The sequence below is a fragment of the Mycobacterium sp. Root265 genome (assembly GCF_001428895.1).
GTDB lineage: Bacteria > Actinomycetota > Actinomycetes > Mycobacteriales > Mycobacteriaceae > Mycobacterium.
Map to the genome: position 1 here is coordinate 95,435 of NZ_LMJA01000007.1, position 22,177 is coordinate 117,611.

Sequence of the window (22,177 nt, forward strand, 5' to 3'; positions counted from 1 at the left end):
GGGCTACGAGCCGCCCTTCTTCTTGTTGTAGACGTCGAATCCGACCGCGGCCAGCAGCACCAGTCCCTTGATGACCTGCTGGACATCGCTGCCGATGCCGATCAACGACATCCCGTTGTTCAACACGCCGAGCACGAAGCCGCCGATGATGGCGCCGAACACGGTGCCCACGCCGCCGTTGGCCGAGGCGCCGCCGATGAACGCCGCGGCGATCGCCTCCAACTCCATGCCGATGCCGGCCTGCGGGGTGGCCGAATTGAGCCTCGCCGCGAACAGCAGACCGGCCAGGGCTGAGAGCAGACCCATGTTCACGAAAACCAGGAACGTGACGCGCTTGGTCTTCACCCCGGAGAGCCGGGCGGCGGCCACATTGCCGCCCACCGCATACACCTGCCGTCCGAACACGCTGCTACGCATGACGAATGCGTAGATGACGAATGCGACCGCCAGGATGATCCCGACCACCGGTACACCGCGGTAGCTGGCGAGCAGCAGCGTGAAGGCGGCCAGGGCGGCAACGATGGCTGCGCATTTGAAGACGAACCATCCGAAGGGCAGGACGTCGAACTCATAGCGGGTCTGGGCGTTTCGCTGGCGAACCTGCTGCCACACCGCGGCGACCATCACCAGCGCACCGAGGATCATCGTGGGCCAGTGGTAGAGGCTGCTGCCGCCGACCTCGGGCAGGAAGCCACTGCTGACCTGACTGAAGCTGCGGGGGAACGGTGCAATCGACTGACCCTCGAGCAGATACTGGGTCGCGCCACGGAACACCAGCATGCCGGCCAGCGTCACGATGAACGACGGAATCCCGACGTAGGCGATCCAGAACCCCTGCCACGCACCGATCAGCGCGCCCAGCAGCAGGCACAGCCCGACCGCGACCGGCCACGGCATGTCCTGTCGGATCATCAACACCGCCGACATGGCACCGATGAAACCGGCGATGGAACCGACCGACAGGTCGATGTGGCCGGAGATGATGACGATGACCATCCCGATCGCCAGGATCAGGATGTAACCGTTCTGCTGAACGATATTGGTGACATTGAGCGGTTTGAGCAGGATCCCACTGGTCCACAGCTGGAACAGGATGACGATCAGAACCAGCGCGACGACCATGCCGTACTGCCGGAAGTTCTTGCGTACGGCCGTCACCAGTCGCGCTGCGCCGGATTCCGGCGGCGGCGCCGGTGCGCTCGAGGCCGCGTCCACCGTGGAACTGGTGGTCATGAGGTCGATCCCTTCATCATGTAATGCATCAGTGTTTCCTGCGCGGCGTCCTCGCGGGCGACCTCACCGGTGAGCCTGCCCTCGTTGAGGGTGTAGATGCGGTCACACAGGCCGATCAGCTCCGGCAGCTCGGAGGAGATCACGATCACCGATTTCCCCTGGGAGGCCAGCGAATTGATGATCGTGTAGATCTCGTACTTGGCGCCCACATCGATACCGCGGGTGGGTTCGTCGAGGATCAGCACGTCCGGGTCGGCGAAGATCCACTTGCTCAGCACCACCTTCTGCTGATTGCCGCCCGACAGGTTGCCGGTGGTGGCCCGCACCGACGGAGCCTTGATGTGCATGTCCTTGCGGAAGCGCTCGGCGACGACGGTCTCTTCGTGTTCGTTGATGACGGTCGCTCTGCTGACCTTCGGCAGCGAGGCCAGGGTCACGCTGCGGGCGATGTCATCCATCAGGTTCAGTCCGTAATGCTTGCGGTCCTCGGTGGCATAGGCGATACCGTGCGCGATCGCCTCGGACACGGTGCGGGTGCGGATCTCCTTGCCGTCCTTGAAGACCGAGCCGCCGCCCTTCTTCCCGTAGCTGCGCCCGAAGACGCTCATCGCCAGCTCGGTGCGCCCGGCCCCCATCAGCCCTGCCAGGCCCACCACCTCGCCGCGTCGCACGCTGATCGACACCCCGTCGACGACCTTTCGCTCCTGATCGAGCGGATGGAAGACGGTCCAGTCCTCGATCGCGAAGGTGACCTCGCCGACGGGATGGGGAGTGCGCGGCGGGAAACGGTCGACCATGTCCCGACCGACCATGCCGCGGATGATGTGTTCCTCGGTGAGTCCGGCTTCGACGGGCCGGGTCTCGATGGTCTGACCGTCGCGCAGGATGGTGATGGTGTCGGCGACCCGCATCACCTCGTTGAGCTTGTGCGAGATGATGATGCAGGTCAGGCCCTGGCCGGCGAGCTCGACGATGAGGTCGAGCAGGTGCCTGCTGTCCTCGTCGTTGAGGGCCGCCGTCGGTTCATCGAGGATGAGCAGCTTCACCTTCTTCGACAGCGCCTTGGCGATCTCGACGAGTTGCTGCTTCCCGACTCCGATATCCGAGATCAGGGTCTGCGGGTTCTCGTTCAGACCCACGCGGTCGAGCAATTGCTGGGCGTGACTGGTGGTCTCGTGCCAGCTGATGATCCCGCCCGAGGCGTGTTCGTTGCCGAGAAAGATGTTCTCGGCAATGGACAGCACGGGCACCAGGGCGAGTTCCTGGTGGATGATGCCGATGCCGCGGCGCTCGCTGCTGCGGATGTCCTTGAACTCGCCCGGCCGGCCGTCGAAGACGATGTCGCCCTGGTAGCTACCGTGCGGGTAGATACCACTGAGCACCTTCATCAACGTGGACTTACCGGCGCCGTTCTCCCCGCAGATGGCGTGGATCTCACCGTGGCGCACCGTGAGGTTGACCTCGCTCAGTGCGGTGACGTTGCCGAATCGCTTGGTGATGTCGCGCATCTCGAGCAACGGCGCGGCCGTCGCCCCGCTCACGCGAGTTGTGCCGACGTGTAGTAGCCGGACTCGACGAGCACCTTTTCGTAGTTGGTCTTGTCCACGCTGACGGGGTCGAGCAGGAAGGCCGGGACGACCTTGATGCCATTGTCATAGGTGGTGGTGTCGTTGGTCTCGGGTGTCCCGCCGGTGAGCAGCGAATCCACCATCTGCACAGCGGCATTGGCCAACTCGCGGGTGTCCTTGAACACGGTCTGGGTCTGCTCGCCGGCGATGATCGATTTCACGGATGCGAGCTCGGCATCCTGCCCGGTGACGATGGGCAGCGGGTTGGCCGGTGTTCCGTAGCCGGCGCTCTTCAGCGCCGAGATGATGCCCAGTGACATGCCATCGTAGGGGGAGAGCACCGCGTCGACGCGTCCGCTGGTGTACGCGCGGCTCAGCAGGTTGTCCATGCGCGACTGTGCCAGCCCGCCGTCCCAGCGCAGCGTGGCCACCTGGTCGAAGGAGGTCTGACCGCTCTTGACGACCAGCTTCCCGTTGTCGATGTAGGGCTGCAGCACGCTCATGGCGCCGTCGAAGAAGAACGTCGCGTTGTTGTCGTCGGGGGAACCGGCGAACAGTTCGATGTTGAACGGGCCCTTGCCATCTGCGACGCCGAGCTTGTCGACGATGTAGGTGGCCTGCAGCACGCCGACCTTGAAGTTGTCGAAGGTCGCGTAATAGTCCACGTTCTCGGTGCCGCGGATCAGCCGGTCATAGCTGACCACCGGGATGTCGGCGTCAGCGGCGCGTTGCAGGATGTCGGTCAGCGAGGAGCTGTCGATGGGGGCGATGACCAGAGCCTTGACGCCCTTGGTGATCATGTTCTCGATCTGCGAGACCTGGTTCTGCACGACGTCGTCGCCGTACTGCAGGTCGGTCTGGTAGCCCAGTTTCTGGAACTGCGCGGCGATGTTGTCGCCGTCGGCCACCCAGCGTTCGGATGACTTGGTGGGCATCGCGATGCCCACCGTGCCGGTGCGTTCACCGCCGCCGCCGGCCGCGTCCGGCGCGTCCGGGCGACCACAACCGGCGCTGGTCAGTGCCGCCACCACGGCGAGTGCGCCGAAAGCGCGAGCAAGGCTCTTACGCATGAAATCCTCCGAATGGGTTCTGCTCAAAACGCGCGGCCGGCGTGACCGGCGCGCGGTGATGTGAGCGCTAACATCGAGAAGTGTGTGACCGGGCTCACGGCTTTGTCAAGCCCTCGGAACAATCGATGTGAGCGCTCACAAGGTCGTTGACAACCGCTGAATGTGAGCGTTAACATTCGCTCGGTGTAACGCCGGTCACATCGAAAATCCATCCCTCGGCCGGCCTCAAATCTCCGCACATCGCGGCCCGATCTCGGCAAACAGCGAAAAAAGAGGAGTTACCGTCATGAGGTTTCGCACTGTGGTCGTAGCCGCGGCGTCGGCCGTCCTGTTGGCCGGATGCGGCAGCGGGCAGGCCCCCGGCGGCGGGTCCGAATCCGGAAGCGACGGGGGACAGCTCACCATGGGCTTCTCGCAGGTCGGTGCCGAGAGCGGCTGGCGCACCGCGAACACCAAATCGATCCAGGAGGCGGCCAAGGACGCCGGGGTCGACCTGAAGTTCTCCGACGCCAACGGCGAGCAGGAAAATCAGATCTCGGCCATCCGGTCCTTCGTGCAACAGGGCGTCGATGTCATCGCGTTCAGCCCCGTCGTGCGCACCGGCTGGGATGCCGTGCTGCTCGAGGCCAAGAACGCCGGCATCCCGGTGATCCTCACCGACCGCGCCGTCGACACCCAGGAGCCCGATGTCTACAAGACCTTCCTGGGCGCCGACTTCGTCGACGAGGGCCGGCGTGCCGGCGACTGGGTGGTCCAGCAGTACGCGTCGGCGCCCGGACCGGTCAACATCGTGCAGCTCGAAGGCACCACCGGCGCCGATCCGGCCATCGATCGCAACTCCGGCTTCGCGGACGCCATCTCCGCCAACCCGAACCTGAAGATCATCGCCTCGCAGAGCGGGGACTTCACCCGCTCGGGCGGCAAGCAGGTGATGGAAGCGTTCCTGAAGGCACACCCGCAGATCGACATGGTGTTCTCGCAGAACGACGATATGGGCCTGGGCGCGATGGAGGCCATCGAAGCGGCCGGGAAGAAACCCGGTCAGGACATCAAGATCGTCACCATCGACGCCACCCACGACGGGATGCAGGCGTTGGCCGACGGCAAGTTCAACTACATCGTCGAGTGCAACCCGCTGCTCGGCCCGCAACTGATGGACCTCGCCAAGCAGGTCGTGGCCGGCGAGCAGGTACCGGAGCGGGTGGTCACCCCCGACGAGGCCTTCGACCAGCAGCAAGCGGCCGCCGTGCTGCCGGACCGCAAGTACTGATGACTGCGTCGCTGTCGGAAACCGTTGTGCAGCCGGTGATCCAGCTGACCGGGGTCACCGTCGAGTTCCCCGGGGTCAAAGCCCTCGACGGTGTCGACCTGCGGCTGCTTCCCGGCGAGATCCATGCGCTGATGGGTGAGAACGGCGCCGGGAAGTCCACGTTGATCAAGGCGCTGACCGGCGTCCACGACATCGCTGCGGGGACGATCACCATCGACGGCGAGGAGCGCCGGTTCAGCACTCCGCGTCAAGCACAGGACGCCGGCATCAGCACGGTGTATCAGGAGGTCAACCTCTGCCCGAATCTGACGGTGGCAGAGAACATCCTGTTGGGTCGCGAGCCCAGACGCTTCGGGCGGATCGACTACCGCGCCATGAACCGCCGCGCCGCCGAACTGCTCGGTGAGCTCGACCTGACCATCGATCCGGGCGACACGCTGGGAGCGCACCCGATCGCCTTGCAGCAGCTGGTCGCCATCGCCCGGGCGATGGCGGTGTCGGCGCGGGTGTTGATCCTCGACGAACCCACGTCCAGCCTGGACGCCGACGAGGTCGCCGAACTGTTCCGGGTGATGCGCAACCTCCGCGACCGCGGGGTGGCGATCCTGTTCGTCTCGCACTTCCTGGATCAGGTGTACGAGATCTCGGACCGGATGACCGTACTGCGCAACGGACGGCTGGTGGCCGAGTATCTGACCGCGGAACTCGATAAGGTGGCCCTGATCTCCGCGATGCTCGGGCACGAACTCGACCTGCTGGACGACCTCGAGGAGGCGGTCGCCGCCGCGAGCGGCACCGGCGCCGAGGAGACCGTGCTCAGCGCGCAGCAGCTCGGGCGTGCCCCCGGCATCCACCCGACCGACCTCGACATTCACCGCGGCGAGGTGATCGGTCTGGCGGGACTATTGGGTTCGGGACGGACAGAACTGGCCAGGCTGCTCTTCGGCGCCGATCACGCCACCAGCGGACGCATGGTCATCAACGGCAAGGCCGTGCCGATGCGTACGCCGCGGGCCGCCATCGCCAACGGTTTCGCCTTCTCCTCGGAAGACCGCAAGGGTGAAGGCATCATCGGCGAGCTCTCGGTGCGGGACAACATGATCCTGGCGCTGCAGGCCCGCCGCGGCTTCGCCCGGCCCCTGTCGAAGAAAACCAAGGACGACCTGGTGGCTCGCTACCTGGAGGCCCTCGACATCCGGCCCCGCGACCCGTCCGCGCTGGTGAAGAATCTCAGCGGCGGCAACCAGCAGAAAGTCCTGCTGGCCCGCTGGCTGATCACCGCGCCCCAACTCTTCATCCTGGACGAACCGACCAGAGGCATCGATATCGGTGCCAAATCGCAGATCCAGAAACTCGTCACCGACCTGTCGGCCGACGGGATGGCGGTGGTGTTCATCTCCGCGGAACTCGAAGAGGTGTCGCGGATCAGTGACCGCATCCTGGTGCTGCGCGACGGGCACTGCGTCGACGAGGTCGGCAACGACTGCTCGGTCCAGCGGCTGACCGAACTCATCGCCGGGGTGAGCGCGTCATGAGGGCCAAGCTGCTGGCGTCACCGCTGCTGTGGCCCGCGCTCGCGCTGATCGCCCTGCTGGCGGTCAATGTCATTCTCACACCGAGCTTTCTGACGCTACGGATGCAGGACGGCCACCTCTTCGGCAGTCTCATCGACATTCTGCGTAACGGTGCTCCCACCATGTTGATCGCGCTCGGCATGACCCTGGTGATCGCCTCGCGCGGCATCGACCTGTCGGTGGGCGCGGTCGTCGCGATCGGCGGCGCGCTGGCCTGCGCCCACATCGCCGCATCCGCGGACCCGGGCAGTCCCGGCACCGTCGTCACCGCGATGGCGATCGCCCTCGGTGTGGCGGTGGCCCTGGGATTGTGGAACGGGGTGCTCGTCTCGGTCTGCGGCATCCAACCGATCATCGCGACCCTGGTGCTGATGACGGCCGGCCGCGGTATCGCGCTGCTGGTCACCGACGGCCAGATCGTCACGGTGACCAGTGCACCGTTCAAGGTCCTCGGCGCGGGTTACGCATTCGGCTTGCCGGTGGCAATTCTGGTCAGCCTGTCGGTGTTCGCGGTGGTGGCCCTGCTGACCCGGTGCACCGCGCTGGGCATGCTGCTGGAATCGGTGGGCATCAATCCCGAAGCCAGCCGCCTCGCCGGCGTGCGCCACCGCTCCATCGTCTTCGCGGTCTACGTGTTCAGCGCCTTGTGCGCCGGAGTCGCCGGCCTGATGATCGCGTCGAACATCTCCGCGGCCGACGCCAACAACGCCGGGCTGTGGATAGAAATGGACGCCATCCTGGCCGTGGTGATCGGTGGAACATCGCTGCTCGGCGGGCGATTCAGCCTGACCGGCACGATCCTCGGCGCGCTGATCATCCAGACCCTGACCACCACCGTCTACACGGCGGGAATCACGCCGGAGACCACCCTGGTGTTCAAGGCGCTGGTCGTGATCATCGTGTGCCTGCTGCAGGCCCCGAAGTTCCGGGCGCTGCTGTCACGGCGCCGGACACCTCGGCTCCCGAGCACGATCGACCCTCCGGAATCACAGTTGAATTCGTCTGAACGGCCCTCGATCTCGCAGCGCGCCCCGGTGGTGGTGACCAAATGAGCATCCAGACCGCCGTGCGACCCCGCGCCGTCCGCGCCGAACTGATCCGGCGTGCGCGGGGGCGCTACCTGTCACCGCTGGCCTCGCTGGTGCTGTTCATCGTGCTGTTCGTCGCGGTCATCGCCCGCTACGAATTCGCGAGCCCCGCACAGGTCTTCCTGAATCTGCTCGTCGACAACGCCTACCTGATCGTGCTGGCCGTCGGCATGACCTTCGTGATCCTCACCGGTGGCATCGATCTCAGCGTCGGCGCGGTGGTCGCGCTGTCCACCGTGATTCTGGCGACCACGTTGCGGGCCGGGTGGCCCATGCCGCTGGCCGTGGCGGTGGTCCTGGTGGCGGGCCCCGCCCTCGGTCTGATGATGGGGCTGGTCATCGAATACTTCGATGTCCAGCCGTTCATCGCGACGCTCGCCGGGATGTTCCTGGCCCGCGGGCTGTGCTACGTGCTCAGCGTGGATTCGCTACCCATCAGGGATCCCGCCCTGCGCGCGTTCGGACTCAATTACGTCTACCTCTATGACGACAAATTCATCCGCTGGAGCGTCGTCGTCGCGCTCGCCGTCGTGGTGATCGGTGCGTACGTGCTGCACAAGACCCGTTTCGGCCGCACGGTGTACGCGGTCGGCGGCAACCGGCAGTCGGCGCAGCTGATGGGGCTCGACGCCGCCCGGGCCAACGTCTCGGTGTACGCCATCAGCGGGCTGTGCGCGGCGGTGGCCGGTCTGCTGCTCGCCGTGCAGAAACTGTCCGGATACAGTCTCAACGGCATCGGGCTGGAACTCGACGCCATCGCCGCCGCGGTGATCGGTGGCGTACTGCTCTCCGGCGGTGTGGGTTTCGTGCTCGGATCCGTGATCGGCGTGCTGGTGCTCGGTACGATTCAGACATTCGTCACGGCCGCGAACCTCGACTCGTATTGGACGCGCATCATGACCGGGGCTTTGCTGCTGGTATTCGTTCTCGTGCAGCGCCTAGTGGTGAGGAAGTCCGGATGAGCATCCAGCCCAACAGCCCGGTACCCGGAAAGCCGGTCATGGCCGATGTCGCGCGTCTGGCGGGCGTCAGCCACCAGACGGTGTCACGGGTGATCAACGGATCGCCCAGCATCCGACCCGCCACCAAAGAGCGTGTCGAGCAGGCGATCTCGGAACTCGGGTACCGTCCCAACACCGCGGCACGCGCCCTGGTGACCCGACGATCCAGGATCATCGGCATCGTCGGCACCAACGACGCGCTGTACGGACCGTCGAGTATCCAGCGGTCGGTGGAGGAGGCCGCGCGGGCCGCCGGCTACTTCTCCAGCATGGTGCCGCTGGTCGACCTGACCGGTGAGGCGCTGCACGATTCCCTCGATCATCTGGCCCGGCAATCGGTGGAGGCGATCGTGATGATCGCCGCGCAGGAGGGCGCCCTCGCGGTCGCGCATGCCGCCGACGCCGGCGTGCCGCTCATCGTGGTCGAGGGTGACCTCTCCGGGCGCGGGCTCAGCGTCGGCGTCGACCAGATCGACGGTGCCCGCCAAGCCACCCAGCACCTCATCGACCTCGGCCACCGCGTCATCGACCATGTGGCGGGCCCGCCGACCTGGACCGAGGCCAAGGGCCGCCGGATCGGATACGAAGAGACCATGCGCGACAACGGTCTTGCGGTACGGGAGTCGTTGGCGGGGGATTGGACCCCGGCCCGCGGCTACGAGATCGGCTGCGAACTGGTGCGGCGCAACGAGGCGACGGCGGTGTTCGTGGCCAACGACCAGATGGCGATCGGAGTACTGCACGCATTAGCCCAGAACGGGATACGCGTTCCCGAAGATGTGAGTGTCATCGGATTCGACGACATCCCCGAGTCCGCCTACCTGAACCCCGCGCTGACGACCATCCGGCAGGACTTCAAGGCCGTCGGACAGCGCGCGATCGAGCTGGTGATCGCCACGTTGGGCGGATCGACACTCGACGTTCCGCTGCTACCCCCCGAGCTGATCATCCGCGACAGCACCGCCACCATCCAGGAGAGTTCATGAGCACCGAGAAGTACACGGTCGGTGTCGATTTCGGCACCCTGTCCGGGCGCGCGCTGGTGGTGCGGGTCAGCGACGGCCACCCGCTCGCCGCCGCCGAACATGCCTACCGGCATGGCGTCATCACCGACACGTTGCCCGGCAGCACGACACGCCTGCCGGCGCAGTGGGCGCTACAGGTTCCCGAGGACTACCTGGACGTGTTGCGCAGCGCCGTCCCCGATGCCGTCGCGAAGTCCGGTGTCGACGCGAGTGACATCATCGGCATCGGCACCGACTTCACCGCGTGCACCATGGTGCCGGTCCGCCGCGACGGGACACCGCTGTATCAGCTGGCGGAGTTCGAGGATCGTCCGCACGCATACGGCAAGCTGTGGCGTCACCATTCGCCGCAGCCGCAGGCCGATCGCATCAACGCCGTTGCCGCCGAACGCCGTGAGCCATGGCTGTCGCGTTACGGTGGACTGATCTCCAGTGAGTGGGAGTTCGCGAAGGCCCTGGAGATCTTCGATGAAGATCCGCAGGTATACCAGGCGATGGATCATTTCGTCGAGGCCGCCGACTGGATCGTCTGGCAACTGTGCGGGACCTATGTCCGCAACGCGTGTAGCGCAGGCTACAAGGGCATCCGGCAGGACGGCGGATACCCTTCGCCGCAGTTCCTCTCCGAGGTGCGGTCGGGCTTCGGCGATTTCGTGACCGAGAAGCTCGACGCCCCGATCGGCCGGCTCGGTGACCGCGCCGGTGCGCTGACCGCGCAGGCCGCGCAGTGGACCGGGCTGCCGGAGGGCATCCCGGTCGCGGTGGGCAACGTCGACGCGCATGTTACGGTCGCGGCGGCCGATGCGCTGGACATCGGGCAACTGGTCGCCATCATGGGCACGTCGACCTGTCACGTGGTGAATTCCGACGTGCTGCGCGACGTCCCCGGCATGTGCGGAGTCGTCGACGGTGGGATCTCCTCGGGCAGTTGGGGATACGAGGCGGGGCAGTCCGGCGTCGGCGACATCTTCGGCTGGTTCATCGAGAACTGCGTGCCCGAGCGCTACCACGTCGAGGCCCGTCGCCTGGGTGTATCGCTGCACGCCCACCTGACCGAACTGGCGAGCCGCCAGCAGGTGGGAGAGCACGGCCTGGTGGCGCTGGACTGGCACAGCGGCAACCGTTCGGTGCTGGTCGACCACGAGCTGTCCGGTGTCATGATCGGGCAGACCCTGCACACCACCTGCGTCGACATGTACCGGGCGTTGTTGGAGGCCACCGCGTTCGGTACCCGGATGATCGTGGAGACGTTCGCGACCTCGGGTGTCCGCATCGACGAGCTGGTGGTCGCCGGAGGGTTGCTGAAGAACGAGCTGCTGATGCAGATCTATGCCGATGTGGTGGGGTTGCCGCTGTCGACGGTGCCGTCGGATCAGGCGCCCGCGCTGGGATCGGCGATTCACGCCACGGTGGCAGCGGGCGCGTACCTCGATGTGAGCGCGGCCGCCCGGCACATGGGCACGCGGACCCGCAACGCCTATCTGCCCATCGCGCACAACGCCGCCGCCTACGACCGGCTCTACCGCGAGTACGTGGCGGCCTACGAGTGGTTCGGTCGCGGAAACGACATGATGCGCCGGCTCCGGCGCATCGCCACCACGGAACCGGTAGGAGCCACCCGATGACCATCACGTCGGACATCGACCACGTCATTGCCGAACTGCGGCAACAGGTGTGCGATCTGCACGCCCTGCTCACCCAGTACGAACTGGTGATCTGGACCGCAGGCAACGTCTCGGCCCGGGTGCCCGGGCGCGACCTCATGGTCATCAAGCCCTCGGGTGCCGAGTACGCCTCACTGCGCGCCGAGGACATGGTGGTATGCGACCTGTACGGCAATCTGGTCGACGGCGCGCTGGCACCGTCCTCGGACACCGCCGCCCACGCGTACGTGTACCGGCACATGCCCGAGGTGGGCGGGGTGGTGCACACGCACTCCACCTACGCCACCGCATGGGCCGCCCGCGGCGAGCCGATCCCGTGTGTGCTCACCATGGCCGCCGACGAGTTCGGTGGCGAGGTGCCGGTCGGTCCGTTCGCCCTGATCGGCGACGACTCGATCGGGCGTGGCATCGTGGAGGTGTTGCGGGACAGCCGATCCCCGGCGGTGCTGATGCGCAACCATGGGCCCTTCACCATCGGCCGGACCGCGCGCGATGCCGTCAAGGCCGCCGTCATGGTCGAGGACGTGGCGCGCACGGTGCACATCAGCCGGCAACTCGGTGCCGCGCCGCCCATCGACGCCGCCGACGTGACCGCGCTCTTCGACCGGTACCAGAACGTATACGGCCAGAACGAACAGACTTCCGACGTCCACCAGGAGAACCCATGATCGCGTCCCGACTCGCCACCAGCCAGGTATGGCTGATCACCGGCAGTCAATCGTTGTACGGACCCGATGTCCTGGACCAGGTCGCCGACCAGTCACGCCAGATCGCCGAACGTCTCGACGGCAGTGCCGAGATCCCGGTCGAGGTGCGCTGGGTTCCGGTCGTCACCGATTCCGAACAGATCGCCCGGGTGCTCAGCGATGCCAATGCCGCACCGGAATGTGTCGGTGTCATCGCCTGGATGCACACCTTCTCACCGGCGAAGATGTGGATCCGCGGGCTCAAGTCACTGCGTAAACCATTGCTGCATCTGCACACCCAGTTCGGTGTCGAGTTGCCCTGGCAGACCATCGACATGAACTTCATGAACCTCAACCAGGCCGCGCACGGAGACCGCGAGTTCGGGTACATCCAGTCCCGGTTGTCCACCTCGCGGAAGACCATCGCCGGACACGTCAGCGATCCGCGCACCCAGGTGCGGGTCGGGTCGTGGGTGCGCGCGGCACTGGGAGCCGCCGAGCTGTCGACGCTCAAGGTCGCGCGGTTCGGCGACAACATGCGTGGTGTCGCGGTCACCGAGGGCGACAAGGTCGAGGCGGAAGCGCATTTCGGCGCCTCCATCGATGCCTTCGGTGTCAACGATCTTGTCGGCGTCGTTGAACGAGTGCAGTCGGCTGATATCGACAAACTGGTGCGCGAGTACGAACACACCTACCGGGTCGATCCGGACCTGTTGCCCGGCGGTGACCGGCATGTCGCCCTGCGGCACGGCGCGCAGATCGAGCTCGGACTGCGGAAGTTCCTGACCGACGGTGGGTTCCACGCCTTCACCACCAACTTCGAAGACCTCGGCGGGCTCCGTCAGCTGCCGGGGCTGGCGGTGCAGCGGCTGATGGCCGACGGCTACGGGTTCGGCGGCGAGGGCGACTGGAAGACCGCGATGATGCTGCGCACGGTGAAGGTGATGGCCGAGGGGCTGCCCGGTGGCACCTCGTTCATGGAGGACTACACCTACGATCTGACGCCCGGCCGCGAGCGCATCCTCGGTGCACACATGCTCGAGGTGTGTCCCAGCATCGCCGCATCGACCCCCACCCTGGAGATCCACCCGCTGTCGATCGGTGATCGCGACGATCCCGTCCGGTTGCGGTTCACCGCCGCACCCGCCGATGCCGTGATCATCGGGATCTGCGATATGGGCAGCCGATTCCGGCTGGTGGCCAACGAAGTTCGGGTCATCGAACCGACGGAGGAACTGCCGAACCTGCCGGTGGCGTGCGCGGTGTGGGAACCCTCCCCGTCCTGGTCGACCTCGGCGGAAGCCTGGTTGATGGCCGGTGCGCCGCACCACACCGTGCTCACCACCGCCGTCGGCACCGAGGTGTTCGAGGATTTCGCGACCATGACCGACACCGAACTGCTCGTCATCGACGACACCACCACGGTGCGCAACTTTCAGCACGAACTGCGGTGGAACGACGTCTATCACCACGTCGCCGCCGGACTGTGATCGCGGCGCGCCTGCACGCCGTCGGTGATCTACGCGTCGGCACCGAGGACGATCCCGGTGACGCCCCGCCGGGGTGGTCGCTGCTGGCGGTGACTTCGGTGGGCATTTGCGGTTCGGATCTGCACTGGTTCACCGACGGCGGTATCGGGGAGAACCGGATCGAGCATCCCGTGGTGCCCGGCCATGAGTTCGCGGCGCGCGCCGTCACCGGACCGTTCGCGGGCCGACGCGTCGCTGTCGATCCGGCCATCCCGTGCCAGAAGTGCGAACTGTGTCTGGCCGGTCACCACAACCTCTGTCCCACAGTGCAATTCGCCGGGCACGGCACGCTCGACGGTGCGCTACAGGAATATCTGGTGTGGCCGGACCGCCTGCTGCATCCGCTACCCGATGAGCTCAGCGACGATGCCGGGGCGCTGCTGGAACCCCTGGGTGTGGCCATCCACGCGGTGGGCGTGAGCCATCTACGGCGCGGGGACGACGTGTTGGTGGTCGGTGCCGGCCCGATCGGTGTGCTCGCTGTTCAGGTGGCTCTGCGCGCGGGTGCGGCACGGGTTTTCGTGACCGAACCGCTTGCGCACCGGCGAGACACCGCGTTGCGCAACGGTGCAGATGGCGCGTGGTCGCCGACGGAAGGCACCGCCGAGGTCCTGGAGGGCACCGAGGGGCGCGGAGTCGACGTGGTGATCGAGTTGGCCGGGACCGACGCCGGGATCGCCACCGCCGTGGCCGCCGTCCGCCCGGGCGGACGGGTGGCGCTCGCCGGAATCCCCTCAGAGGATCAATCGTCGTTTCCGGCCGCGGCGGCACGGCGTAAGGGCCTGACTTTCGCGATGGTCCGCCGGATGAAGGACACCTATCCGCGTGCGATCGCCCTGGCCGTGGACGGTGTGGACCTCGATTCGCTGGTCACCGGGCGTCATCGCCTGGATCACGCGGCCGAGGCCTTCACCGCGGCGGCGCGGCGCGAGGGCGACAAGGTCGTGGTGGCGGTGTCCGGTACCTGAGCGGTTGGCACGCCAAGTTACCCATCAGTAGGCTCAGAGGTCGACGGGTGGGAGCTGGAGTGATCGAACCGAAGTTCATCGAGATTCATGGCATGCGACAAGCGGTCGTGGACGAGGGTGACGGCGACGAAGTCCTGTTGTTGATCCACGGAATGGCGGGCAGCGCGCAGACCTGGCGCGCCGTCTTGCCGCAACTTGCCAAGAAATACCGGGTCATCGCCCCGGATCTGCTCGGGCATGGCCAGTCATCCAAGCCCCGCACCGACTACTCGCTGGGTGCCTTCGCGGTTGGCCTGCGTGATCTGCTCGACGAACTCGGCGTGGAATCGGCGACCGTGGTCGGCCAATCCCTGGGCGGTGGCGTCGCGATGCAGTTCCTCTATCAGCATCCCGACTACTGTCGCCGGCTCGTGCTCATCAGCAGTGGCGGACTAGGCCCTGATGTCGGATTGATTCTGCGTCTGCTTGCGGCGCCGGGAGCCGAGTTCGTGATGCCGGTGATCGCGCCGTCACCGGTGCTGCGCGCCGGAAACGCCGTGAAGTCCTGGCTGAGCTCGGCCGGTCTGCGCTCCCCCCGGGGCGCGGAAATGTGGAGCGCGTACTCGTCGTTCGGGGACGGCGAGACGCGTCAGGCGTTTCTGCGGACCCTGCGTTCGGTGGTCGATTATCGCGGCCAGGCCGTGAGTGCCCTGAACCGGCTGAATCTGCGCGAAGGTTTACCGATACTCGCTATCTGGGGCGAGGACGACAAGATCATCCCGGTCGACCACGCCTACGCGGCGTTGGAGGCTCGTCCGGACTGCCGCCTCGAAATCCTGCCCGGCGTCGGGCATTTCGCGCAGGTCGAAGCCCCCGATAAGGTGATCGACCTACTCGACGAGTTCATCTCCACGACGGAGCCCTCGGGCCCGAGCCGCTGATTTTCGCCCTCCCGTCCCATGGGCTCGAGGCGGTTCTTATTACGAGACTCTTGAATTCCGGAACTAACTAGTTCAGGATTCAGGTGTGACGACAACCACACCGATCGGTGCGCCCCGCCGGGGCCGACCCCGCGACGAGCGTCTGGACGCGGCGATTGTGGCGGCAGCCGTTGCCGAGGTCGGCGCCAAGGGGTGGGGTGGCGCGACCATCGAGGGCATCGCCGCCCGCGCAGGCGTCGGCCGCGCCTCGATCTACCGGCGCTGGGGCAGCAAGTACGAGCTGTTCCAGTACGCCGCGGTATCGATCACCCAGCCGTCCGACGCGGTGGACACCGGTTCGTTCGCCGACGATCTGTTCGCCGCACTGCTGCCCATCGCGGAGATGCTGACCCAGCCCGAGCTCGCCGCACTGCTGCCCTCGCTGCTCGCCGAGGCCACCAATGACGAGGCAGTGCGCTCCACGGTGCGCACCTTCGCGGGGCGGTGCCGCCAGCAGGCGATCGACGCCGTCGAGCGGGCCCGCGAGCGCGGCGACGTCCCGGCATCGACGAACGCCGACGCCCTGGTGGACATGCTCGCCGGCGGGCTCGTCTACCGCCGGCTGCTACTCGGCGAGGCGGCCGACGCCACGGCCGTGCGCGCACTCATCCGGCAAGCACTAGGGGAGCAGACATGACACACGTCCTGGACGTCGATCTCACCGATCCGGCGCTCTACACGAACGGCTTCCCGCACGAGGTCTTCACCGAATTGCGCAGTCGCGGTGCGATACACCGGCACCTGGCCGTCGAGGGCCGCCCGGCGATCCCGCCGATTCCGTTCTGGTCCATCGTCACCCACCCGGAGATTCAGCAGGCCAACCGCGACTGGAAGACGTTCGCGGCGACCGGCGGGCCAATGATGGAGCCCAACCCGCTGCTATCGGCCGGACGGACCTTGGTCTCGATGGATCCGCCCGATCAGGCGGAGATGCGCCGGATCATCACCTCGGAATTCACGCCGCGCATGATCGGCAGGCTCGAACAGCTCATCGCCGCCCGGACCGCGCAGATCCTGGCGGCGGCGACGGGGGAGGTCTGCGACTTCGTCGCCGATATCGCCTATCAGGTGCCCATGCACCTGATCGCCGACATCGTCGGTATCCCCGAGTCGGATCGGCCGTGGGTGTTCGAGCGGGTCGACCATCTGCTCAAGTCCGGTGATCCCTACCGCGGCTACACCGAGGACGACCGGCTGGGGTTTCAGGTCGAACTCTTCGAGTATGCGCAGCGGCTCACCACGGACAAGCGAGCACACCCGACCGATGACGTCTGGACCAAGCTCGCCGGTCAACTCGACGGGTTCGAGCTGGAGATGTTCTTTCTCATCCTGTCCATCGCCGGCAGCGAAACCACCCGAAACGCGTTGACCCAAGGCCTGATTGCGCTGTTGGACAACCCGGATCAATGGACCGAGCTGCGAACCAATCCGGATGTCGCGCTGACCGCCGCCGACGAGTCCATCCGCTGGGCCAGCCCGGTGCTGTTCTTCGGACGCACCGCCACCTGCGATGTGACCGTCGGCGGGCAGGACGTGAAAGCCGGTGACCGCGTCCTGTTCTGGTATCCGTCGGGCAACCGCGACGAATCCGTCTTCGCCGATCCGTTCCGGTTCGACGTCCACCGCTCACCCAACCCGCACCTGTCCTTCGGCGGGGGCGGTGTGCACTACTGCCTCGGTGCCAACCTGGCGCGCAAGGAGGTCCAGGTGGTGCTCGGTGTCATCGCCGCGGGCTACGACATCGAGCTCGCCGGGCCTGCCGTGTGGGCGGGCGGCGGACCCGTGCACAACGTCGGTATCGGGATCGATTCGCTACCGGTGCGGGTCACCGCGCGCGGCTGAACAGCAGATCGCCGGGTGCCGGCACGGTGTGGCCGCCCACGGCTACCCGGCTAGCCGGAATCCGTGAACGGACGCCAGCCATGGCGACTCGGCGATCGTGGCCGACGATGCTTACGGTCAACGACGGTCGAATCGTGCGACCTTCTATTCAGCGAGGAGCATCATGACGACCATCGGCTTTGTCGGTCTCGGCGATATGGGCTCGAAAATGGTGCCGCACCTGGTGAAGTCCGGTCATCGCGTGATCGTTTACGACGTGATCGGCAGCCGGTTGGAGGCAATGGTCGACGCCGGAGCCGAACCGGCGGACAGCCCGGCGGGCGCGGCCCGCGACGCCGCGGTGGTGATCAGTGCCGTCATGTCGGGTGATATCCAGACCGCACATCTCGGTCCTACCGGCATACTCGCCGGGCTTCGGCCCGGCAGTCTGCTGGCGGTGCTGTCGACGACGACTCCGCAACTACTGCAGTCGATTGCCGCGTCGATGCCGGAAGGCACGCACCTGGTCGACGCACCGCTGGTGGGCGGGGTCCGCTACGCCGCGGATGCCGCGTTGACCATCCTGCTGGCGGGGCCCGATGCCGCCGTGGCCATCGCCGAACCGGTCTTGAGCACATTCGGTGAGGTCGTCCGCGTCGGCCCTCTCGGCGCCGGGGTGGCGCAGAAGCTGATCACCAACGTCGTTGTCATGGCAGCCGAAGCCGGCCTGCGCGAGGCCCTCGACCTGGCCGATATTCTGGGCCAACCCTACGAGACCACGCTGGAACTCCTGGCCCGCGGACCGATGGCAGCGGTCACCCACCGCGCGTTGGACCGCGACAACCCGCGGGCGATCCGCGACTCGGCCGTGGACTTCGACGTGCTGATAGACGCCGGCGGCGAAGGCAATCTGCCGATCAGCGCGGCGGGGCGCGCAAGGCTTTGGGCGGCAACGAAATCGGGACCGCCGGCTCCGGTGTTCTTCGACCTGACCACCCACACCACGGCGCTGCCGCAGTTCCGCAGCTGACGTACGGGCGCAGCCGAAGGGCTCAGTCCGGCACGAACTGTGTGTCGGCGCCGGTCTTGAACACCACGTACGCGCGTTTCCACGGCGCGTCGTCGACCAGTCGCCACTTGTGCCCGGTTCCGGTGTGGTCGACGGCAAGCAGAACGTCGCCCGGCTGGATGGTGAAGGTCTCGCCACCGACCGTGGAGAACTCCAATACCCCGGACAGTGTGATGACGTACTGAGGAATCGGATCGTTGTGCCAGTCGAACGACGAATGCGCCGGGGTCTCCTTGAATTCGATCGATTCCGCGTCCACCAGCGCCCCGGCAGCGATGCTGCCGCGCTCGACGTGCGAGTTGCCGTCGGTACCGGTGTACAGGCGGTAGGCACGGATCATGACGGTGTCCTTTGTTCGATGCCGGCATCAGGGTAGCGGCAGCAGCGGCTCGATCAGCGCCCATTCGGCGGCGCTGACCCAGGAGGGGTTGGACTGCTGGGGTGCGCGAAAGACTTCCATCGCGCGCAGTCCCGGTACCGCGCCCAGTTCGGCGGCCGTGACCGGTTCGGCGAACAGCGGGATACGAACCGGAACGTGCAACGCCTCGTCGTCGGTCGTCACAGCGCCATCGATCCGGCCTGCGCCCCAGATTCCTCGTCGCGGATGTGCCGATACCCAGAACAGCACCCGCTGGCCTGGTCGGATGAGCCGCGAGCGGTAGTTGTCGGCAACGCACCAGGAGGCTTTCGCCTGCCCGGCCGCTCGCATGGGTTCCACAGCGGTTTTGCGCGGGTTGCATTTGATCACCCACGCACCGAGTTCCTCGGCGGTCACATTGCGCGCCACCCAGGCTCCTACAGCCGACCCTTGAGAATGAAGTTCCAGTAGATCTGCGGCAGACCGTACCGATCGAAGGCCCAGGCGCTGCGGCGCGGCTTGAACGGGTCGAGAAAGGACGGCAGCGACGCCGCCGAGTCGCCGCTGCGATCGAACTCGGCAGCGATCAGTGTGTGGGCGTCGGTGGCGATCGGCGCCACGGTGTATCCGTCGTACGTCGCGGTCGCCGAGTCGCCTCGGCGCGCCGCGATGAGATTGTCGACGAGCACCGCGATCTGGCGTCGCAGCGCGCCGCCGGAGGGATCGGTGTCCACCGCCGCGGCATCCCCGGCCGCCCAGACATTGTCATGGGCGCGGTGGCGCAGCGTAAGGGGATCGATGTCGATCAGACCGTGAGAGGTGTTGCCCGCCAGGCCCGAATCGGTCAGCCATCGGGGTCCACGGAAGGGTGGCACGAGGTGCAGCATGTCGTAGGGCAGTACGCGGTCCTCGCCGATGCCGATGGTGTGCTGCTCGGGCTGTAGCTCGGTGACCGCCGTACCGAGCAGGGTGTCCACATCCAGCTCGCGAAGCCGTTGACGGAGTTTGTCGTCGACGGCGGGGACACCGGTCAGGCCGGGGCGATCGACGACCAGGGTGATGTGTACGCGGCGGCGGGCACGGGCCCAGTGCGCGGCGGCGAGAAACAGCGGTTTGAGCGTGGTGCCGGTGCAGCTCACCGGTGGGCGCGGCACCGTGAAGACGGCGCGACCGTCATCGGGAAGTGTCTTGATGAGTTGCCAGGTTTTCTCGGCCCGGTCGAGGTAGTTGCTCGTGACGTTCTGGGCCTTGATCGCGGAGAAGACGCCGGGTAGTGCGTCCTCGTCGACCTCAAGGCCGGGCACCAGGATCAGATCGCGGTAGCGCAGTGTTGCCCCGCCGGCGGTCATAACGGTCTGCCCGGTGGGATCGACCGCGGTCGCGGTGTCCTGCACCCAGGTACAGCCCGACGGCGTGACGGACCGTTGGGTGCGTTCGGCGGCGCGCTGCTCGGCTTGCCCCGCACCGACATAGGACAGCAGCGGACGGTAGGTGTGAACCGCCTGAGGTTCCACGACGGCGACATCGGTGACGCCGCGGCGTCGCAGACGTGCCGCCGCACTGATACCGGCGTTACCGCCGCCGACGATCACGACATCGAAAGAGGAAGCACTGCCGGACGCGGCGTTGGTCATGGTCGCTGGCTACCCAGAGAGCAGGCGGCGCAACCCGCCGCCGCTAGGCTGGACGCGATGTTTGCGATCAGCACCACGACACTGGCCGTCGCCGGCTCCGCGGAGCGCTTCCCCGTCCGCCGGGTCTACTGCGTCGGGCGTAACTACGCCGACCATGCCCGGGAGATGGGCGCCGACCCGGACCGGGAACCGCCGTTCTATTTCACCAAGCCCGCCGACGCTGTCTTCACCGACTCCGAAGGCTACCGCGACGGTCCGCCACATCAGTTGCCGTACCCGCCCCAGACGCAGAACCTGCATCACGAGATCGAACTCGTGGTGGCCCTGGCCGCCGGCGGCGCGGACATCGGTGCTGCCACTGCGCTAGAACGCGTTTGGGGATATGGCGTCGGTGTCGATCTCACCCGTCGCGATCTGCAGGACGCGGCCAAACAGGCCCGCCGTCCGTGGGATCTTTCGAAGGGCTTCGACGCGTCGGGCCCGGTGTCGGAGCTGGTGCCTGCCGCGTCGGTGGACCCCACCCGCGGACGGATCTGGCTGAGCGTCGATGACGACCTACGCCAGGAGGGTGATCTCGCCGACCAGATCTGGCCGGTCGCCGATGTCATTGCCCACCTGTCGAAATCGGTCACCCTGCGTCCCGGTGACCTCATCATGACCGGCACCCCGGCCGGGGTCGGGGCGATCGCCCGCGGGCAGCACGTGCGGGGTGGCATTGACGGTGTCGGTGACATCTCGTTCGTGGTGAATTGAGCCCCGACGCCGCGCCGTCAAGCTAGTTGTTCGACGGTGGTGGTGGTTCGTATGGTGTGTACCACCACCATTGCGCGCGTTCCCCGGTCGGGCCTGTGCACGGTGGTACGTCGGGTGGGGGTTTGGTGGGTGGTCGGGCCAGTGATCGGTTTCGGTTGGTGAGGGGTTCGCCTTCACTGTCGGTGACTCGTAGTGTCTCGGCGGGTCCGGTGATCGTGATGCCGCCGCGGTGATGCATGCGGTGGTGGAACGGGCAGAGTAAGACCAGGTTGGACAGCTCGGTGGCCCCGCCATTCTCCCAGTGCACGAGGTGATGGGCGTGCAGGCCGCGGGTGGCCCCGCAACCCGGGACGACGCAGGTCTGGTCGCGGTGCTCCAGCGCGCGGCGCAGCCGGCGGCTGATGGTGCGGGTGGCCCGGCCCACCCCGATGGGTCGGCCGTGGCGTTCGAACCACACCTCACAGGTCGCATCACAGAGCAGATATCGCCGGTCGTCTGCTGTCAGCGCAGGACCCAGATGCAGCGCGGCGACGGGCTTTTCGACATCGACGTGGACGACGACGGTGGTGTGCTGGCCGTGCGGGCGGGCCGCCACTTCGGTGTTCCAGCCGGCCTCGATGAGGCTCATGAACGCATCCACCCCGTCCGGGAATGGCGGGGCCTGCTCGGAAACCTGGATCTCGGCGTCGTACTGGCGTTTACTGCCGTTCTCGGGGTCGATGCTGTCGTGCGTGTCGTGGTCGCGTTTCCAGTCCGCGACCAACGCATCGCGGTGTGACTGCAGGCCGGCCTCGAACTTCGCGGCCTCCACCTTGGGCAGGGTGATCCGCCACGTCGTGGAATCGTCGCCCTCGATCATGGTGATCTTGCGTTTCGGTTCGGGCTTGGACTCTGGTTCGGGGCGGGG

General features: G+C 66.6%; 21 protein-coding genes. 14 read left to right on the forward strand and 7 right to left on the reverse strand.

Going from position 1 to position 22,177, the window contains the following annotated elements; genetic code table 11:
• Positions 1-3: 3 nt before the first annotated feature.
• From mmsB to chvE, 3 genes are read right to left on the reverse strand one after another with little or no spacing between them, the layout of a single operon-like run.
• Entirely contained in the window at positions 4-1,233 is a 1,230-nt protein-coding gene (mmsB, locus tag ASE48_RS09275; protein ID WP_057166778.1) for a multiple monosaccharide ABC transporter permease, read from the reverse strand.
• On the reverse strand, positions 1,230-2,741 hold the full coding sequence (mmsA, locus tag ASE48_RS09280; protein ID WP_057166807.1) for a multiple monosaccharide ABC transporter ATP-binding protein: 1,512 nt from the start codon (positions 2,739-2,741) through the stop codon (positions 1,230-1,232). Before mmsA ends, mmsB begins: the two co-directional genes overlap by 4 nt.
• A 29-nt stretch (positions 2,742-2,770) precedes the next feature.
• Positions 2,771-3,871: a multiple monosaccharide ABC transporter substrate-binding protein gene (gene chvE / locus ASE48_RS09285; RefSeq protein WP_057166779.1), complete on the reverse strand. Its 1,101-nt coding sequence runs from the start codon at positions 3,869-3,871 to the stop codon at positions 2,771-2,773.
• 286 nt (positions 3,872-4,157) lie between these two features.
• Here chvE and ASE48_RS09290 point away from each other — a divergent pair, with 286 nt between their 5' ends.
• The 13 genes from ASE48_RS09290 (at position 4,158) to ASE48_RS09350 (ending at position 18,486) form a co-directional block, all read left to right on the forward strand.
• Entirely contained in the window at positions 4,158-5,141 is a 984-nt protein-coding gene (locus ASE48_RS09290; protein ID WP_057166780.1) for an ABC transporter substrate-binding protein, read from the forward strand.
• Positions 5,141-6,676: a sugar ABC transporter ATP-binding protein gene (locus tag ASE48_RS09295; RefSeq protein ID WP_156409125.1), complete on the forward strand. Its 1,536-nt coding sequence runs from the start codon at positions 5,141-5,143 to the stop codon at positions 6,674-6,676. Before ASE48_RS09290 ends, ASE48_RS09295 begins: the two co-directional genes overlap by 1 nt.
• Positions 6,673-7,767, forward strand: a complete 1,095-nt coding sequence (locus ASE48_RS09300) for an ABC transporter permease (protein ID WP_057166781.1) — start codon at positions 6,673-6,675, stop codon at positions 7,765-7,767. Before ASE48_RS09295 ends, ASE48_RS09300 begins: the two co-directional genes overlap by 4 nt.
• A complete protein-coding gene (locus ASE48_RS09305) occupies positions 7,764-8,765 on the forward strand; it encodes an ABC transporter permease subunit (RefSeq protein ID WP_057166782.1) in 1,002 nt (333 codons plus the stop codon). Before ASE48_RS09300 ends, ASE48_RS09305 begins: the two co-directional genes overlap by 4 nt.
• Positions 8,762-9,790: a LacI family DNA-binding transcriptional regulator gene (locus ASE48_RS09310; protein WP_057166783.1), complete on the forward strand. Its 1,029-nt coding sequence runs from the start codon at positions 8,762-8,764 to the stop codon at positions 9,788-9,790. The genes ASE48_RS09305 and ASE48_RS09310 overlap by 4 nt, the downstream gene beginning before the upstream one ends.
• Complete coding sequence (araB, locus tag ASE48_RS09315; RefSeq protein WP_057166784.1) at positions 9,787-11,454, forward strand: ribulokinase; 1,668 nt, start codon at positions 9,787-9,789, stop codon at positions 11,452-11,454. The genes ASE48_RS09310 and araB overlap by 4 nt, the downstream gene beginning before the upstream one ends.
• Positions 11,451-12,161: an L-ribulose-5-phosphate 4-epimerase gene (locus ASE48_RS09320; protein ID WP_057166785.1), complete on the forward strand. Its 711-nt coding sequence runs from the start codon at positions 11,451-11,453 to the stop codon at positions 12,159-12,161. Before araB ends, ASE48_RS09320 begins: the two co-directional genes overlap by 4 nt.
• Positions 12,158-13,669: an L-arabinose isomerase gene (gene araA / locus ASE48_RS09325; RefSeq protein ID WP_057166786.1), complete on the forward strand. Its 1,512-nt coding sequence runs from the start codon at positions 12,158-12,160 to the stop codon at positions 13,667-13,669. The genes ASE48_RS09320 and araA overlap by 4 nt, the downstream gene beginning before the upstream one ends.
• Positions 13,666-14,676 carry a zinc-dependent alcohol dehydrogenase gene (locus ASE48_RS09330; protein WP_057166787.1) on the forward strand — a complete coding sequence of 337 codons (1,011 nt, stop codon included), beginning with the start codon at positions 13,666-13,668 and terminating at the stop codon, positions 14,674-14,676. Before araA ends, ASE48_RS09330 begins: the two co-directional genes overlap by 4 nt.
• Positions 14,677-14,735: 59 nt before the next feature.
• Positions 14,736-15,596, forward strand: coding sequence for an alpha/beta fold hydrolase (locus ASE48_RS09335; RefSeq protein WP_057166788.1), 861 nt, complete (start codon positions 14,736-14,738; stop codon positions 15,594-15,596).
• Positions 15,597-15,681: 85 nt separating this feature from the next.
• Complete coding sequence (locus ASE48_RS09340) at positions 15,682-16,272, forward strand: TetR/AcrR family transcriptional regulator (protein ID WP_057166789.1); 591 nt, start codon at positions 15,682-15,684, stop codon at positions 16,270-16,272.
• Positions 16,269-17,477 (forward strand): cytochrome P450, encoded by a 1,209-nt coding sequence (locus ASE48_RS09345; protein WP_057166790.1) that lies wholly within the window; start codon positions 16,269-16,271, stop codon positions 17,475-17,477. The genes ASE48_RS09340 and ASE48_RS09345 overlap by 4 nt, the downstream gene beginning before the upstream one ends.
• 163 nt (positions 17,478-17,640) lie before the next feature.
• Positions 17,641-18,486, forward strand: a complete 846-nt coding sequence (locus ASE48_RS09350; protein WP_057166791.1) for an NAD(P)-dependent oxidoreductase — start codon at positions 17,641-17,643, stop codon at positions 18,484-18,486.
• A gap of 22 nt (positions 18,487-18,508) precedes the next feature.
• Here the strand turns inward: ASE48_RS09350 and ASE48_RS09355 are convergent, their stop codons facing one another.
• From ASE48_RS09355 to ASE48_RS09365, 3 genes are read right to left on the reverse strand one after another with little or no spacing between them, the layout of a single operon-like run.
• Positions 18,509-18,865, reverse strand: coding sequence for a hypothetical protein (locus ASE48_RS09355; RefSeq protein ID WP_057166792.1), 357 nt, complete (start codon positions 18,863-18,865; stop codon positions 18,509-18,511).
• A 27-nt stretch (positions 18,866-18,892) separates the two neighbouring features.
• Positions 18,893-19,312, reverse strand: a complete 420-nt coding sequence (locus ASE48_RS09360; RefSeq protein ID WP_235570977.1) for an EVE domain-containing protein — start codon at positions 19,310-19,312, stop codon at positions 18,893-18,895.
• Between the two features lie 8 nt (positions 19,313-19,320).
• Positions 19,321-20,517 carry an NAD(P)/FAD-dependent oxidoreductase gene (locus ASE48_RS09365; protein ID WP_057166793.1) on the reverse strand — a complete coding sequence of 399 codons (1,197 nt, stop codon included), beginning with the start codon at positions 20,515-20,517 and terminating at the stop codon, positions 19,321-19,323.
• A gap of 57 nt (positions 20,518-20,574) precedes the next feature.
• On the opposite strand from ASE48_RS09365, the gene ASE48_RS09370 reads away from it, so the two are divergent.
• Positions 20,575-21,270, forward strand: coding sequence for a fumarylacetoacetate hydrolase family protein (locus ASE48_RS09370; RefSeq protein ID WP_057166794.1), 696 nt, complete (start codon positions 20,575-20,577; stop codon positions 21,268-21,270).
• Between the two features lie 22 nt (positions 21,271-21,292).
• On the opposite strand, the gene ASE48_RS09375 is transcribed toward ASE48_RS09370, so the two are convergent.
• On the reverse strand, positions 21,293-22,177 hold an 885-nt coding region (locus ASE48_RS09375; RefSeq protein WP_082614083.1), incomplete at its 5' end, for an HNH endonuclease signature motif containing protein.